Source organism: Psychrobacter sp. ANT_WB68, from assembly GCF_008369115.1.
In the GTDB taxonomy this organism is placed as follows: Bacteria; Pseudomonadota; Gammaproteobacteria; order Pseudomonadales; family Moraxellaceae; genus Psychrobacter.
On the sequence record NZ_VOAZ01000003.1, the window covers coordinates 357,690 to 373,058 of the forward strand.

The window sequence follows — 15,369 nt, forward strand, 5'->3', positions numbered from 1 at the left end:
GGTTTATTATATTTTTAAAGAAGGTTGCTTCCTTGGAGCTATAAGAGGCGATAAGGACTTCTTATAGCATTACTATCGTTATAGTAAGCCCAATGCTTGACGCGTCTCTTGGGCGATACGGCATTCTTCATCAGTTGGCACAACCCATAGCTCGATGCTGCTATCGTCGGCCTGGAAACTGCCTTCGCTACCACCGACCAAGCTGGCATTTTTATCAGCATCTACTTTAATACCAAAATGCGGCATCATCTCTAAAATACGCGTACGCGTGGAGACCGAGTTTTCACCGATACCACCCGTAAACACAATGCCGGTAAAATTAGGTAGGGCGCAGCTCAAGCTAGCAAGGTATTTAGCGACCCGATAGCAGAACATCTCAATGGCAAGCTTGGCGTCTTGATGACCTTCATTAGCTGCTTGCTCAATGGTACGCAAGTCATTTGATAAGCCTGAAATACCAAGCAGACCGCTTTCGTTATTGAGCATCTTATCAATCTCTTCCAAGCTCATGCCCAGTTGACGCTTAAGATGAATATGTAAGCTTGGGTCAACATCACCGCTGCGCGTACCCATCATTAGCCCTTCAAGTGGGGTCAGACCCATACTGGTATCGAGACTTTTGCCATCGTAGACAGCCGTTGCTGAACAGCCATTACCTAAATGCGCCGTTAGCCAACCGTGAGGTCCTGTCGCGCTGGTAATTTCGCTGGCACGTTCTGATACATAAGCATGTGAGGTGCCATGGAAGCCATAACGACGGATTTTGTGATCTTCATAAAGGGCTTTTGGCAGCGGATAGCGGAAAGCAACGGGAGGCATGGTTTGATGGAAGGCGGTGTCAAATACCACCACTTGTGGAATCTCAGGATAAATAGCTTGTACGGCTTCGATACCTAAAGCGTTGGCGGGGTTATGCAATGGTGCCAGCACTTTTAAGCGCTTCACTTCTTCTAGCACATGTTGATTCACCCGAACCGCTTCTGAGTATTCACGACCGCCATGGACCACGCGATGACCGACGGCAATAAAGTGATACTGCTCTAATAGCTCAAGGATTCTTTTCAAGGCAAGTTCATGACGACCACCAGCAATGGCGATTTCTAACTTTTCACCATTTAAGGTGGTGTGTTTGATACGGGCAGTATCGAGTCCTAAGTTTTCGGCCAAACCTGTGATACGAGTAGAGTTGTCTTCGCTAATCAGCGCGTATTTGATAGAAGAAGAACCGCAGTTAAGGACTAAGGTGGGATTGGTCAGGTTTGATGTTTCGGTATTTTTGTCATCAAAAGTCGTGGTTAGGCTGGCGCTCATACTCTATCCTTAGATTATATTTTGTAAGTGGTGAATCGTCATCGATTATCACCGGTTAGATAAACAAAAACCAGCCATATCCTTGCTGGAGCACGTCAAACAGCTGACATACGCAAACAATCACATCGCTGATTTTTATCCTACTTGGGCTGACGCTTTTTTAAAGCCGCTTACAGATTTTGAAATACCTGTTTTGAAAAATCTGTATTTTAAGTACGGTTAAGGGTCGATAAAGCGCAGGCTACCGCCTCGTCACAGCGCCAAGGGTTCAGTATAATGTACCATATTTTTACGCTTATACCACAATAACTATAAGGCTTTAATGAGCAAGCAACTGAGTATTGAATACAGGTGTACACCGAAGGTAATCAGTGCTTAGCCGCTATCATGCGACGAAAACCCTCTCTATAAAAATTGTAAGTAAATTTTTCTGGGTTTACAGGATGAAGCTTCATCAATGACATATGGGCTATTTATCAAAGCTGTTTATTGATAGTGTCAGTCATTTATTTTAATGAATTTATGGGTCAATAAGATGTCATAGGCGCACAGCTTTATCGAATAATGCTATGATTAAAAAATTATCCTATTATCCCTATTGCAGCCTTGATTGTTTTTCGCAGATAGTTATTTGTATTACAGCCAAACCGTTGCAAGATTAAAGGTTAGCCATTCTATGTTTACTATACGCCGTACTTCTAATATTAATGACGCCGATTTAAGCGTTAGTGCCAGTCGCCCTGCTATTTATAAGCTAATTGTAGCTACTATCGTGATAGGGTCAGCAGTATTGACAGGCTGCGGGCAAAAAGGCGATTTGTATCTCACAGACTCGAGCAGCCAAACGGTTAAAGACAATGCGCCTGCGCTTGATAGTACCAGTTATCCGCAAGATGCTGCTTTTGCTAAGATTGACGACAAGCAGCAAAATAATGAGCAAAACACAGAGGATTTTCAGCTGCCTGAACCCAGCAGTGATCCTAACGATTATTAATGGTTGATTATTGCTTATCATAATACCAACGCTAAAGCGATTGTTAGCGTCTCCGACATGCTATTTATCTTGATACATTAAAACCTTAACACCTTGATTATATTAGAGATATTTATATGAGTCAGTCAGTCACTACCCAAACTGAGCAGGGATTGTACGTTAATCCTGAAGCCTTAACCGCCCATTTGCCCGCGCTGGATTATCGCGACGGTGCCTTGTATATGGAGCAGGTCAGTATTGATGAGGTAGTCAAACACTATGGTACGCCGTGCTATGTGTACTCAAAGCAAGCGATTTTAGACGTTTATCAAGCCTACACCGATAGCTTTGCCAGCTTAAATCATCAGATTTGTTATGCCGTTAAGGCAAACTCTAACCTTGCTGTACTTGGCGTATTAGCGCAAGCAGGCGCAGGATTCGATATCGTTTCTCGCGGCGAGTTGATGCGCGTGTTAGCAGCAGGTGGCGAAGCATCACGCGTGGTATTCTCGGGCGTTGGCAAGACTTATAGCGATATCGAGTATGCGCTCACCCAAGGTATTTGCTGCTTTAACGTCGAATCGATTAGCGAGTTGACCTTAATCAATGACGTCGCAAAGACACTAGATAAATCAGCGCCAATCTCGTTACGGGTCAATCCCAATGTCGATGCCAAAACCCATCCGTATATCTCAACAGGTCTAAAAGACAATAAATTTGGCATTAGCCATGAAGATGCCGTTGCTGTTTATCAGCAAGCCGCGCAATTATCCCATATCGATATCGTCGGAATCGATTGCCATATTGGCTCACAGTTAACTGAGGTTGCCCCATTCGTCGCGGCATTGGACAAAGTGATTGAGCTGATACATAGCCTACGTGATAAAGGGATTACGCTGCGTCATATCGATTTGGGCGGCGGTCTGGGTGTACGTTATATCGATGAGACGCCGGTATCTATCGATGAGTTTGCGCAAGCATTATTGCCAAAACTGTCTGAGCTTGGCTTAACGGTATTCTTTGAGCCGGGTCGCAGCATTGTGGCCAATGCGGGCGTGCTGTTAACTAAGGTTGATGTACTAAAGCCAACCAAGCATAAGAACTTTGCCATTGTTGATGCCGCAATGAACGACTTAATTCGCCCCGCTTTATATCAAGCTGAAATGGCAGTGATTCCAAGTGTCTTACCTGACAATGGCATTGATACTGACGGTACGCAGCCTTGGGATATCGTTGGCGCTATTTGTGAAACGGGTGACTTTTTAGCAAAAGACCGTTTATTAGCATTAGCAACAGGCGATATTTTGGCGATAACAGGTGCTGGCGCGTATGGCTTCACCATGAGTAGTAATTACAACTCGCGCGGTCGTGCCAGTGAGATAATGGTGGCTGCTGATCGTCATCAACTGATTCGTAAACGTGAAAGTGTTGAAGCGCTATATGCAGACGAAATATTGTGGCAGAGTTAACTGCTAAGCAATATAAAGCATCTCAAAAAAACAACCCATTATCGTAATGATAGTGGGTTTTTTATGGCAAGCTTGAATGAAAAATAGTGGTTTGAACATATGAAACTAACTTAGCGTTTGATAGCGGTGATAATTATGATTGTATCTGACAGCGTGCTAATATAAGGCATACATAAAAATAGGATAGGATAACAAGGATATGCTAATAGAATTTACAAAGATGCATGGGCTGGGCAATGATTTTATGGTCATCGATTTGGTAACCCAGCGCTTAGAGTTAACCAAGGATTTGGTGCAACTGTTGGGCGATCGTCATTTAGGTATTGGCTTTGATCAATTGCTTGTCGTTGAGCCGCCGATGCGTCCTGATGTTGACTTTAGTTATCGCATTTTTAACACCGATGGAACAGAGGTTGAACAATGCGGTAATGGTGCACGCTGTTTTGCTCGTTTTGTGCAAGCGCGTAAGCTGTCATTTAAGCAGCGCCTGCGTGTTGAGACGGCGAGCGGTATTATTTCGCTGACGACTGACCGTTATGGCTGGGTCGAAGTCGATATGGGTAAGCCCAAGTTTGAGCCAAGCGAGATTCCCTTTACTCCTAGAGCTACGACCAAAATTCAAAACGCCTATCATCTCGATGTCAATGGCACGCCGGTGCAGCTGTATGTCGCTAATATGGGCAATCCGCACGCCGTCATCAAAGTCGACGACGTACTCGATGCCGACGTTGAAACCTTGGGAAAAGCCATTGAATCACACCCAGCGTTTCCAGAGCGCGTCAATGTCGGCTTTATGCAGGTGATGAATCAGCGTCATATACGCTTGCGAGTGTATGAGCGCGGTGTCGGCGAGACCCAAGCGTGTGGGACAGGCGCTTGTGCGGCAGTGGCTGTTGGTATCCGTGAAGGTTGGCTCGATGAAGGCGAAGACATACGCGCGCAGCTTTATGGCGGCAGCATGATTATCAAATGGCAACCAGGCTATTCAGTGATGATGACCGGTCCAACGGCATTTGTCTATGAAGGTGTCTTTAGCCCAGATGGTCTGATGGCTCAAGCAGGCATTAAGCCAAATCCAGAAGGCTAATAGATAATGACGACAGCGCCTATATCAGATTCTGAGTCAAAAGCATGGCTATCAGCTGAGCACGCCGCTACTATAGAGTCGGATGCAGCGCTAAGAGAATTGTTAGCACCAGTGCATCGCTGGCTAAACATGCTGTCGGTGCGTAATCATTCACCGCACACATTAACGGCTTATTTTGCGGGCTTAAATCAATTAGCGCTGTTTTTACGCGGTAAACGCTTGACGTGGACGCGCTGTGACAAGCGGCAGTTAGCCCAGCATATCAGCCAGCGCCTCGATGAAGACAAGCTTGCACTTGCCAGCGTCCAGCAAGAGCTGTCCGCTATTCGCCACTTTTATGGTTGGCTGATAGAAGAGGATTTGGCACGTATCAATCCAACCACGGGCTATCAGCTTAAGCGCAGCCCTAGACCGCTGCCGTCTATTGCCGATGTAGATTTGCTTACTCAGCTGCTTGACCAAGAGATTCCTGATACGCCCGAGCAGGCGCGCTTATGGTTACGTGATAAGGCGATGTTTGAATTGCTTTATAGCAGTGGCTTACGTGTCGGCGAGCTGGTTGCGCTTGATATGGCAGACATGGATTTGGCTGATTTGCGTGTTCGCGTGACGGGTAAAGGCAATAAAACGCGCTTGGTGCCATTAGGCGTCAAAGCAGCAGAGGCGATTAAGCGTTATCTACCGCACCGAAATCTGTGGGTAGAGCAGATGGATAGCGCCTTATTCATCAGTGAGAAATTAGGCACACGCTTATCAACAAGGGCAGTGCAACAGCGTCTCAAAGTTGCGGCCACTCGTGCGGGTATCGCACAAAATATGTATCCGCATCTATTGCGTCATTGCTTTGCCTCACACATGCTGTCAGGCAGTGGCGACTTACGAGCCGTCCAAGAAATGCTTGGTCACAGCGATATCAGCACCACGCAAATTTATACCCATGTTGATTTTGCTAAATTAACGCAAGTTTATGACCGCGCCCATCCTCGTGCGACTCACGCACCTAAAGATAGCAATCCAACCACTTAATCTCATAAAATGACTTTCTAAAAATGTTTTCTAAAAATTCATCTTGCTAGAAAACTGCCTTATGCCAAACGATGACAGTCAAAAATAGGCATTTTTTGTCGCCCTTGCTGTTGTGCCTGTTTATCTAAGGTTGCCAAAACCAAAGCATAATTTTTATGATCTTTATTAGCAGAATGGTTTAATTCACTATCTTCATAGCTACTCATAACGGTTCCATCATAAGCGGTGATAGCTGCATGCCCCCATGTCTGCCGTGTATGACCATCTTTATAAACGTGCTCACCACCTTGAGCTGCACCAATCACCATACATTGGCTGTCTAAAGCACGTGCGCGTAATAAGAGCGACCAGTGTGCTTGCCCTGTCAGATAGGTAAAGGCGGACGGTGCACTTAATAATTCTGCACCTGCTTGCCGTAGGCGTTGCGCCAAGGCTGGAAAACGCAAATCAAAACAGACCATCATACCGAGCTGATAAACGGTATCATTTGCTTCTAGAGCTGCTACGACTGTCTTTGTGCCTGGCTCAAAGGTCGCCGCTTCATTATAACTGCCTTGTTTGTCCGCAACCGTCGCAGTAAATAAATGAATCTTATCGTAGCGTGCCACTCGTGTACCGTCAGGGGCAAATAACTGGCTAACTTGACGCAACCTACCATCGGGTACGATGATGCCATCAGGGCGATAAAGGCAAGGCAATGAGCCTGCTAGCACGTAGAGACCATAAGTACGCGCATAGTCAGCTATCGTTGCTGACAGCGCATCAAAGCGCTCTGCGGTGACAAATTGCTTGCCCATGCTGCAGCAGTTCTCCGGTAAAACGACTAACTGAGCGCCTTGTGCACGAGCATTGATAATAGCGATCTTTATATCTGCTAAGTTGTCTTCAATATTTTGCTGGCTATTCATTTGGACGGCAGCAACGGTTAGCTGCTCGTTATTTCTCATATTATTCATACTATTTTTCCCGATTTTTTAGACTTGATAGAGTTTTTGCTCTTATTTGCTTTTTATCTTATGGTTATTCGCGATTTTCATGCCCAGTCTTTTCATTGTTTAAGCACTAAGCACTCCTACAAAGACAGTGGGGTTTTTATAATTTGAGCAAGTGCGTAAAAATACCTTATCTGGACAGGATATAAATTATCATAGCAACATTGTAGCAAAAAATGCTATCGTCATGACCTGACAGGTTAAAGCGCCTTTTTAATCAGTGTATGCATCCATAATTGCAGCCTTTAACCAACATAATATATAGAATCTCACCACGATCGGAGTGTAATAAGTCACCCATGAGTATGTCGTTTGGATTGGCGACCACGCTGAGCACCTCGCAAAAACTGACCCCGCAAATGCAGCAAGCTATTAAATTGTTGCAGCTCTCTAGTCTTGAGCTCGCACAGGAGGTGCAGGCGAAATTAGACAGCAATCCATTACTCGAACGTATCGAGGACGATGAAGAGGAGTACGACAGTCATAAAGATGAGACACTTGATGAGTTTGGCGAATCATTAACGCTGGATGGTTGGAATCAAAGCACAAGCGTTGATGCGTTTTCCACCTCTGCTACTAGCGCCTCGGATGATGGTTTCGACTATTATGAAAATAGCAGTGATGGCACTATCAGTGATGAAGGCAGCAGCGATAGTTTTGATAAGTTACAGCAAGCTAATTTTGATGATGAGGCGATAGACACCTATACTCTAGATAGCGACTATTATAGTGGTTTTGAAAATAGTAACTATGCCTCTGCGGCGACTAGCGCTGGCAGTCATGGAGGCAATGAAGAATTTGATAGTTATCAAGGTAGCACCAGCGCGACGATTCAAGACCATGTGCGCTGGCAGTTGAATTTTAAACATCTCTCTGAAACAGATACACTCATCGCTGAATACCTGATGGACTCCATGGATGATATGGGCTTTGTGCGCCTTGATATCGATGAGTTGCTGCAAAGCTTTGATACCATGGCAAGCTTTTATCAATGGGATCAACGCGTTGAGCATGACGAGGTTATGGCGGTACTGCGTATTATTCAATCATGTGACCCGTTTGGGGTTGGCGCGCGCAATCTCAATGAATGCTTAGCGCTTCAATTGTGTAAACTCAATCCTACTACTGGCTATCTAAAAGAAGCGCACGCTTTATTATCCGCCAGCGAGCATCTGGTCAGCAATAATATTAAAGCACTCACTGAGATGACGGGACTCGCGCCTGAACATATAACCCCCGCACTTAGCCTGCTACGTACTTTAAATCCGTCACCTGGCTTGCTATTCCAAAGTCGCCAGCCTGATTATATGCAACCGTCAGAAAGCTACGATATTCCTGATGTGTTGGTTACGCCTATTCGCCGTCATAATAGCAATAATAGCAATAGAGATGATATTACTGCGCAAGTAGATGGCTGGCATGTGCGTCTGAACCCTGAGACCTTGCCCAAATTGCGGGTCAATCAAGAATATGCCAATCTAGTCAAACGCCGTGATGACAGCCCTGACAACCAATATCTGCGTGAAAACCTCACCGATGCGCGCTTATTTATTCGTAGTATTGAAGAGCGTAATCAAAATCTGTTAAAAGTAGCGACCAGTATCGTGCGCCATCAGCAAGAGTTTTTGCAGCATGGCGCGACTGCCATGCAGCCCCTTATTCTAAAAGCCATTGCCGAAGAAGTAGATTTACATGAATCTACCGTTTCACGCCTGACCAATAGCAAGAGCATCTTGACCCCACAAGGGTTGTTTTCCCTCAAGCATTTCTTCTCATCTCACGTCAGTAGCAGCGACGGGGATATCTCTTCAACCGCCATCAGCGCCATGATTAAACAACTTATCATTGATGAAGACCCCAAAAGACCATTATCTGACAGTCGAATAAAAGATTTTCTATTGGCAGAAGGTATCGATATCGCCAGAAGAACGGTGGCCAAATATCGTGAAGCGATGAATATTGGCTCCTCTACACAGCGCAAACAAAAATATTAAATGTTGCTATTCAATGGCTTATCAATATATGGCTGCTGTAAGCAAAACATTTTAGTGTGAATATAAAAAATAAAATTTTTTGATTATATAGAAACATGCAAGAAACATCCGTTTTTATTACATTTAGTTACGTTTTAATGTCTTGCTACTATTCTCTTTTCATGACAAATTAGAGTCATACCAACAACGAAAGCCAAGTACCGGTTTAGCTAATTTGTATCAATTGTGACTCTAAAATACGATAAAAATCGCGTTTGTATTTTAATAAAGGTAGAGAGATAAAGACGTTAGAGATGAAACAAGCTAAATGCTAACCCTTGAAGATACTAGGTCAGATATTGGTAAGGCAGGGTGATAAAAGCAGAAATGCTGGCTCATCTGTTGATTGTAAGTAACAATATAAGCAATAATAAAAGGACAATAATATGAATGTTTCTATCAGTGGTCACCATATCAGTATTACCGATGCCATGGAAAAAGCAGTTCGCGAAAAACTTGAAAAAGTAGAGCGTCACTTTGATCAGATTCAGAGTATTCAAGTTATTCTATCGCTAGATAACAGTGGAGCTCAAAAGAGCCATAAGGCTGAAGCTATCATGCGAGTCTCGGGTAAAGAGATGTTTGTCCAAGCGCTTGATGACGATATGTATAAAGCCATAAATGAGATGGCAGACAAACTTGATAGACAAGTGCGCAAGTATAAAACCAAATTGGAGAGTAAAAAGACACAGGGTGCAGGGCGTGATGGACGCTATGAAGATTCAACAACTGCTGAAGCAGAACCCGCAGTTTAGTGATAGCCTCATGTATTGTCGCCGTTTGATAACGCTTAGCTAATAAACAAATGATAAACAAACATAAAAATAGCAGGTTTATTAAATTGGTATAACTATCAAATGAATTGTGATTCATCAATAATCGGATAGCAATGAATTTGAATAGATGACAGGCTCAACAAAGAGCAAACATGACAAGCTAAGCAAAAAAAGACCTCTAACGAATTGTCGTTGAGGTCTTTTTTTAGACGGTGTGATTCATAAATACTAGCCACCGCCAACCGCTTGTACCACTTCGATATTCATGCCTTCAACGATACGCAGTTTATCAAGCTCACTTTTTGGTATCAGCTCACCATCGACTTCAACGGCATAGCGACCTTTGCTAAGCCCCAACTCATTGACCACCAGTTGTACCGTTTGGTGCGTAGTCTGCAGTGTTTTACCGTTTACATTTATACTACTCATAGTATGTGCTCCCTAATGACTTAAGATTCCTTTTTATCAATTTATCTTTGATCCGTAATTGTCTTTAATTGATATTATATAGATGGTTACCAGTTGCATCATAGATGTTATATGGTCGTTTAAGGGGGTGAGTGATCTAAACCAAAATAGCTATTAAGAAAATGACTATTAATAAAGTAATTATTAAGAAAATATCTATTAAACAGCAACGTTATTTAAGCGGAATGTCGATACCGCAAGCCATAACCAACCTGCAATCATCAATACACCACCGATAGGGGTAATCGCCCCAAACCAGCGCGGCGCACCAAGCGTCATCGCATATAAACTGCCGGCAAAGATAATTACCCCGATTTGTAATAACCAAGCTGTGGTTTGAGTCGCATAATTCAACCGAATAAGGATTGCCACAAGCAATAATCCAAGCCCATGTATAAACCAGTATAAGGTTGCTGTTTGCCACCATTCAAGCTGCTGGGGACTGACGATAGCTTTAAGACCATGAGCACCAAAGGCGCCCAAAGCAACGGCGATAGCCATATTAACCGCCGCAATACTTATCCAATTTAACATGGTAAAACTCGTGTTATAAACAGGGCGTTGATAGTGGGTATCTTTTAACTGATAAACTGTAACTTACTGGATATCATCCGGTAAAATCACGCTATCAATCGTCATTGCTTCACGGATTTTATCCATGGCATTTTTCTCAATTTGGCGCACACGTTCTGCCGAGATAGAGTAAACCGCCGCCAGCTCATGCAAGGTTGATTTTTGCTCAGAAAGCCAACGCTGCTCGACAATATCACGCGAGCGATCATCTAAGGTATCCATTGCAGCAAGTAAGGCAGATGAATTGTTTTCTTCCCAATCAGACTCTTCAACCATCTCAGCCGGATCAATACCGTCCTCTAAGAACAGCTGCGGCGCATAGCGTCCATCATCATCATCGCTCGATTGCGCTTCAAATGACGCATCATAAGACGTTAGACGTGATTCCATCTCAAGCACTTGCTTGCGTGTCACGTTTAAATCATTGGCAATCGCATCAGCTTCTTCAAGGGTCAACTGATTATTGGTCTTTTTAAGACTGCGTAAGTTAAAGAATAATTTACGGTGTGCCTTGGTAGTAGCAACTTTGACAATGCGCCAATTACGAATGACAAATTCGTGAATTTCAGCCTTAATCCAATGTACGGCAAATGACACCAAACGTACGCCTTTATTAGGGTCAAAGCGTTTAACGGCTTTCATTAAGCCTAAATTACCTTCTTGAATTAAATCCGCTTGCGGCAGGCCATAGCCCGAGTAGCTACGTGCAATATGAATGACAAAGCGCAGATGCGACATGACCAGCAGACGCGCCGCTTCAACATCACCTTCATCATAATAGCGATGGGCGAGTTCTTGCTCTTGAGTCGGTGTCAAAATCGGTATTTGATGCACCGTATTGATATAAGCACCCAAGTTTACCCCAGGCGCAGATAAATGCGTTGGCATTGCCGGTACTAAGTCACGGGTACTGGTATCGCCGAGCACACTGGCGTCATAAGGTGGGCGCGCAGCAGCAGCTTTTAGCGCTGCATCACGTGCTTCGTTTTTTTCAGGCGCTGCGCTGTCTTTTTTACCAGAATTTGCAGCGTTAGTAGAAGTATTAGCCATATTCTTGACCTTGGTTAAATAGATAAGCAATGCGTCAGATAAAAATCTTTATAGTTGTAATTGTAAAGGATAGCGCCGCTTAGTTGCTATCAGTTTTGGTAATGATGAAGTGATATATTGTATCAACAGAATGTTTAGAATTAGCTGTTGTTATATCTTCGCTACTTGCTGCCGTTGCCTGATTGATGACCAATAATAATGGGTTTATGGTGTCTGTTTTTTGGCTCTGCTCACAAAAAGCAGTGATATCCGCTTGCGAGTTTGGATCGGTTGCAACCACGTACAAGGACTCACCAGTAGCCACATGACGCAGCGCTACTTTGGTTTTTAGCAGTGGCATAGGGCAGGCAAGTCCGCGCCCGTCCACCATATCTTTAATAATAATCGACGCTTGTGCCAAACCTGCGCTATCGTTTATGTTAAAACTAGCTGTTGGTAATAAATCCAGCAGCGGTATCATTAATTGCTGTGCTGCTTCAGACAAAGATTCTGACAAATAAATAGTATGCGAGCCTCGTACAATGATGGATTGGTTATCAGCGGACATAGAATAAACCTTTAAAATATCAATGTTTGAGAAAGCTTGGTCTGGTAGAGCATTGCTAAACAGCCTGTATCATGACCTGCTATTATAGCAAATTGCCACTATACAATTGCAGTTGAATATAGTCATCACAATGTTTGGTCAATCAGGACACCCTATTATCATTGGATAATAGATTGATACTTTAAACTTACCGTTTCTATTTACACCGCCTAGATTTACACAACTATGTTGCACAATCGTGACACACGTCGGCGTGATTGGTAGCCAAAAACAGATGGCAATTGACCTTGAATAAACAAGCTCGTATAGTCGAAAAGACGTTATGATTACTCGTATAGGATACGCACTTGTATTATTTTCATAGACTATCGCTGCTTAAAAAATCGATGCTAAATACATTAAAAGAAAGCTCTTTTGCGCTAAAGGTAGGCATGTCTGCTACTTTACTGACAATGGCAACAACCGCTTATAGTCTTGGCACGCAAGCTGCGCCATTTGCTTATGATTCATGGAAGCCTAGCAATGAAGAAGAATTAGATTTGCCCAATTTGCGTGGGCAGGGGTTAAGCTTCGCTGAACAGTATCAAAACAAATTGCTTGGCGAATGGTCATTAAGAAATATCAATGGCCGCACTAAGATGGAGCATGACCCTTGGATACACGAAACTGTCAAGGACATAACATGGCGGCTGAATGCTCAAGCCCGCCAGCAAGCGCCACTAGGCTTAGTCATTATTGATAACCCTAGTATTAATGCTTTTGCGGCACCCGGCGGGGTTATTGGGCTTAATACCGGGACGATACTAGCGGCGAGCAGTATGGATGAGCTTGCCAGCGTCATCGCGCATGAGGTGGCACATATTAGCCAGCACCATTATGAGAGTGGGGCGGATGAGCGTAAAAAAGCCTTGTTGATGCAAATAGGCGGTATGCTCGCGGCGATTGCCGCGTCAGCCGTCGATGGTGATGCGGCAGCAGCAGTCATGATGGGCAGTCAAACGGCTACTATGAATAGCAGCATGGCTTTTAGCCGTAATAATGAGCGTGATGCTGACCGCGTTGGTATGCAAATTATGAACCAAGCTGGTTATGATCCACGCGCGATGCCGCGCTTCTTTGCGACGATGAATCAAAAAAGCCAACTGAACCAAACCGCCAATCAATTCTTACCCAGTTTTGTGCGCTCGCATCCTTTGAGTAATGAGCGGTTAAGCGAGTCGCAAAGCCGCGCTCAACGTTATGATGCATTGCCCTTGTCAAAGCAGCAGCGCCATCAAGCGTTGTTTGATTTACTGTATTGGCGTACGCAAAGTACTGGCAAGCATGTCTCTGAAACTGCACTGACGACCGCTGCTAAAAATAGCGTCGGGGCAAAATTAGCATTGATGTATTGGTATGGCGAGCAGCAGCGTTTTAAAGAAGCTAATGATCTATATACTGAGCTGTCAGCGTTGCCTGCGCCGCAGCGCCAAGTATTAGAGCCTTTATTGTCCATTACCCAAAGCCAAATCCTTACCGAGCAAAATAAATGGCAACAAGCGGCTGAACTGCTCGAGAGTCAGCAGCGCCTATATCCTGAGCGCCGCGATTTACGTCTATATTTAGCCGAAGCACTGACCAATAGTAATCAGCCAGCCAAAGCGCAAGCATTACTTAAGCCCTTGACTGAGCAGCAACCAAGTGACCGTTATGCGTGGCAAAGCTTGCAATTGGCCAATGAGAAGATTGCCAAAACCACCGATTCAGCGCCGCTTGCGAAAATTGCTACCATTAATGCGTTGCGTTATCGCAGTCATGACCAGCTCTGGAGTGGCCGCTATGACCGTGCGCTGACCTCGTTGACGCAAGCCAAGCAATTGACCGAGCAGATGCAAAATACCGCTCAAGCCAGTAGCGCCGGTCCGCTATTGGCCAATATTAATGCTGAAATCAAAGCCGTAAAAACCGCCAAAGACTTTAAGCCTTAGGCGGTTGTTTTTATCGCTTGAGTCTATACACAGATTAAGAATATATCGTTTTTCTTAACTTTAATTAACCCTGCAGCGCATCTTTTACCAGTTTAGAGATTAACGCAGGGTCAGCACGGCCAGCGGTTTTATTTTTTAACACACCCATCACGCTGCCCATATCACGCATTGAGGTGGCGCCTTGCTCAGCGATTTCTGCATTAACCAAAGCGGCAAGCTCGGCATCGTCCATTTGTTTTGGCATAAACTCGTTGATGATATCGATTTCAAACTGCTCTTTAGTCGCTAAATCATCACGGCCATTTTCTGTAAAGATAGTCAGTGATTCATGACGCTGCTTAAGCTGCTTTTGTAGCACTTCCAATACTTGCGCATCATCAAGTTCGGTTTGGCGGTCAATCTCAATTTGTTTGACCACGGATTGGACGTTACGCAACACTTTGACGCGCTCAATCTCACGCGCTTTCATAGAAGTTTTGATGCTGTCAGACAAGGTCTGTTTAAGTTGGCTCATTGTTATTATTCCTTATGAGTAGAGATAATGTTCTAAATAAAAAATGGCTAATAGCTTTTAACTTGGCAATGCAGCTTTGATGACAAAAAGCGCTGTCATCAATAATTTTGCATTTGAAATTGCGATATAAAACAATTAATCACCATTAATAATGAAAATTGTAGCATAAAAAACGCCACTGTTATTCATCGATAACAGTGGCGTTAGTGTAGCGCTGGTATTTAGCTAATCGTATTAGTGATTAGTACATACGAGTGGTACGAATAGTTTCGCGTTGTAATTTCTTTTTATAACGCTTTACAGCAGCGGCTTTTTTGCGCTTGCGTACTTGCGTTGGTTTTTCATAAAATTCACGCTTACGTACATCTGACAATACGCCAGCTTTTTCACAAGCACGTTTGAAACGACGGATAGCGATATCAACTGGTTCGTTTTCTTTAACCTTAACTGCAGGCATGAAATCTCCTTGATTAGGATGAGATATAAGGGCATTAGTTTGGCTGTATATTAGTATTTAGCCGTAATATCTCAAGATTACCGGCATCAGCTCAAACTAGGATAGTCTTGCGCAATAGCACAAGGG

Annotated in this window: 15 protein-coding genes; 7 read left to right on the forward strand and 8 right to left on the reverse strand. The window is 44.0% G+C overall.

Features of this window, described 5'->3' with window-relative positions:
- Positions 1-78: 78 nt before the first annotated feature.
- A complete protein-coding gene (locus FQ084_RS10010) occupies positions 79-1,311 on the reverse strand; it encodes an acetate/propionate family kinase (RefSeq protein WP_149490490.1) in 1,233 nt (410 codons plus the stop codon).
- 676 nt (positions 1,312-1,987) lie between these two features.
- Here FQ084_RS10010 and lptM point away from each other — a divergent pair.
- The 4 genes from lptM (at position 1,988) to FQ084_RS10030 (ending at position 5,866) form a co-directional block, all read left to right on the forward strand.
- On the forward strand, positions 1,988-2,305 hold the full coding sequence (gene lptM, locus FQ084_RS10015) for an LPS translocon maturation chaperone LptM (protein WP_149490491.1): 318 nt from the start codon (positions 1,988-1,990) through the stop codon (positions 2,303-2,305).
- A gap of 116 nt (positions 2,306-2,421) precedes the next feature.
- The gene (gene lysA, locus FQ084_RS10020; protein ID WP_149490492.1) at positions 2,422-3,753 is read left to right on the forward strand and encodes a diaminopimelate decarboxylase; all 1,332 of its coding nucleotides are present in this window, start codon (positions 2,422-2,424) and stop codon (positions 3,751-3,753) included.
- Between the two features lie 199 nt (positions 3,754-3,952).
- A complete protein-coding gene (gene dapF, locus FQ084_RS10025; RefSeq protein WP_149490493.1) occupies positions 3,953-4,840 on the forward strand; it encodes a diaminopimelate epimerase in 888 nt (295 codons plus the stop codon).
- A gap of 6 nt (positions 4,841-4,846) precedes the next feature.
- Positions 4,847-5,866 (forward strand): tyrosine recombinase XerC, encoded by a 1,020-nt coding sequence (locus tag FQ084_RS10030; RefSeq protein WP_149490494.1) that lies wholly within the window; start codon positions 4,847-4,849, stop codon positions 5,864-5,866.
- Positions 5,867-5,925: 59 nt separating this feature from the next.
- On the opposite strand, the gene FQ084_RS10035 is transcribed toward FQ084_RS10030, so the two are convergent.
- Positions 5,926-6,822, reverse strand: a complete 897-nt coding sequence (locus tag FQ084_RS10035; protein WP_149490495.1) for a nitrilase-related carbon-nitrogen hydrolase — start codon at positions 6,820-6,822, stop codon at positions 5,926-5,928.
- Positions 6,823-7,157: 335 nt separating this feature from the next.
- Here FQ084_RS10035 and rpoN point away from each other — a divergent pair, with 335 nt between their 5' ends.
- Together rpoN and hpf are read left to right on the forward strand one after the other, a co-directional pair.
- Positions 7,158-8,852 carry an RNA polymerase factor sigma-54 gene (rpoN, locus tag FQ084_RS10040; protein WP_149490496.1) on the forward strand — a complete coding sequence of 565 codons (1,695 nt, stop codon included), beginning with the start codon at positions 7,158-7,160 and terminating at the stop codon, positions 8,850-8,852.
- 425 nt (positions 8,853-9,277) lie between these two features.
- The gene (hpf, locus tag FQ084_RS10045) at positions 9,278-9,646 is read left to right on the forward strand and encodes a ribosome hibernation-promoting factor, HPF/YfiA family (protein WP_149490497.1); all 369 of its coding nucleotides are present in this window, start codon (positions 9,278-9,280) and stop codon (positions 9,644-9,646) included.
- Between the two features lie 249 nt (positions 9,647-9,895).
- Here the strand turns inward: hpf and thiS are convergent, their stop codons facing one another.
- The 4 genes from thiS to FQ084_RS10065 form a co-directional block, all read right to left on the reverse strand.
- A complete protein-coding gene (thiS, locus tag FQ084_RS10050; protein WP_149490498.1) occupies positions 9,896-10,096 on the reverse strand; it encodes a sulfur carrier protein ThiS in 201 nt (66 codons plus the stop codon).
- 198 nt (positions 10,097-10,294) lie between these two features.
- Positions 10,295-10,669: a DUF423 domain-containing protein gene (locus tag FQ084_RS10055; RefSeq protein ID WP_149490499.1), complete on the reverse strand. Its 375-nt coding sequence runs from the start codon at positions 10,667-10,669 to the stop codon at positions 10,295-10,297.
- Between the two features lie 63 nt (positions 10,670-10,732).
- A complete protein-coding gene (rpoH, locus tag FQ084_RS10060) occupies positions 10,733-11,596 on the reverse strand; it encodes an RNA polymerase sigma factor RpoH (RefSeq protein ID WP_201545792.1) in 864 nt (287 codons plus the stop codon).
- Between the two features lie 241 nt (positions 11,597-11,837).
- A complete protein-coding gene (locus tag FQ084_RS10065) occupies positions 11,838-12,305 on the reverse strand; it encodes a sulfurtransferase TusA family protein (RefSeq protein WP_149490501.1) in 468 nt (155 codons plus the stop codon).
- Positions 12,306-12,736: 431 nt separating this feature from the next.
- Between FQ084_RS10065 and FQ084_RS10070 the strand changes: the two genes are divergently transcribed.
- On the forward strand, positions 12,737-14,272 hold the full coding sequence (locus tag FQ084_RS10070) for a M48 family metallopeptidase (RefSeq protein WP_262880727.1): 1,536 nt from the start codon (positions 12,737-12,739) through the stop codon (positions 14,270-14,272).
- A 64-nt stretch (positions 14,273-14,336) separates the two neighbouring features.
- Here FQ084_RS10070 and FQ084_RS10075 read toward each other — a convergent pair whose 3' ends face one another.
- On the reverse strand, positions 14,337-14,786 hold the full coding sequence (locus FQ084_RS10075; RefSeq protein ID WP_149490502.1) for a GatB/YqeY domain-containing protein: 450 nt from the start codon (positions 14,784-14,786) through the stop codon (positions 14,337-14,339).
- Between the two features lie 241 nt (positions 14,787-15,027).
- A complete protein-coding gene (gene rpsU / locus FQ084_RS10080; RefSeq protein WP_010195908.1) occupies positions 15,028-15,243 on the reverse strand; it encodes a 30S ribosomal protein S21 in 216 nt (71 codons plus the stop codon).
- Between the last annotated feature and the right edge of the window lie 126 nt (positions 15,244-15,369).

Excerpts from the sequence above, each read along its gene's own strand:
- lptM (WP_149490491.1), top strand. The coding sequence starts at position 1,988 with ATGTTTACTATACGCCGTACTTCTAATATTAATGACGCCGATTTAAGC.
- FQ084_RS10070 (WP_262880727.1), top strand. The coding sequence starts at position 12,737 with ATGTCTGCTACTTTACTGACAATGGCAACAACCGCTTATAGTCTTGGC.
- FQ084_RS10010 (WP_149490490.1), bottom strand. The coding sequence starts at position 1,311 with ATGAGCGCCAGCCTAACCACGACTTTTGATGACAAAAATACCGAAACA.
- FQ084_RS10030 (WP_149490494.1), top strand. The coding sequence starts at position 4,847 with ATGACGACAGCGCCTATATCAGATTCTGAGTCAAAAGCATGGCTATCA.
- rpoH (WP_201545792.1), bottom strand. The coding sequence starts at position 11,596 with ATGCCAACGCATTTATCTGCGCCTGGGGTAAACTTGGGTGCTTATATC.
- FQ084_RS10035 (WP_149490495.1), bottom strand. The coding sequence starts at position 6,822 with ATGAATAATATGAGAAATAACGAGCAGCTAACCGTTGCTGCCGTCCAA.
- rpsU (WP_010195908.1), bottom strand. The coding sequence starts at position 15,243 with ATGCCTGCAGTTAAGGTTAAAGAAAACGAACCAGTTGATATCGCTATC.
- hpf (WP_149490497.1), top strand. The coding sequence starts at position 9,278 with ATGAATGTTTCTATCAGTGGTCACCATATCAGTATTACCGATGCCATG.
- thiS (WP_149490498.1), bottom strand. The coding sequence starts at position 10,096 with ATGAGTAGTATAAATGTAAACGGTAAAACACTGCAGACTACGCACCAA.
- dapF (WP_149490493.1), top strand. The coding sequence starts at position 3,953 with ATGCTAATAGAATTTACAAAGATGCATGGGCTGGGCAATGATTTTATG.
- rpoN (WP_149490496.1), top strand. The coding sequence starts at position 7,158 with ATGAGTATGTCGTTTGGATTGGCGACCACGCTGAGCACCTCGCAAAAA.
- lysA (WP_149490492.1), top strand. The coding sequence starts at position 2,422 with ATGAGTCAGTCAGTCACTACCCAAACTGAGCAGGGATTGTACGTTAAT.
- FQ084_RS10055 (WP_149490499.1), bottom strand. The coding sequence starts at position 10,669 with ATGTTAAATTGGATAAGTATTGCGGCGGTTAATATGGCTATCGCCGTT.
- FQ084_RS10075 (WP_149490502.1), bottom strand. The coding sequence starts at position 14,786 with ATGAGCCAACTTAAACAGACCTTGTCTGACAGCATCAAAACTTCTATG.
- FQ084_RS10065 (WP_149490501.1), bottom strand. The coding sequence starts at position 12,305 with ATGTCCGCTGATAACCAATCCATCATTGTACGAGGCTCGCATACTATT.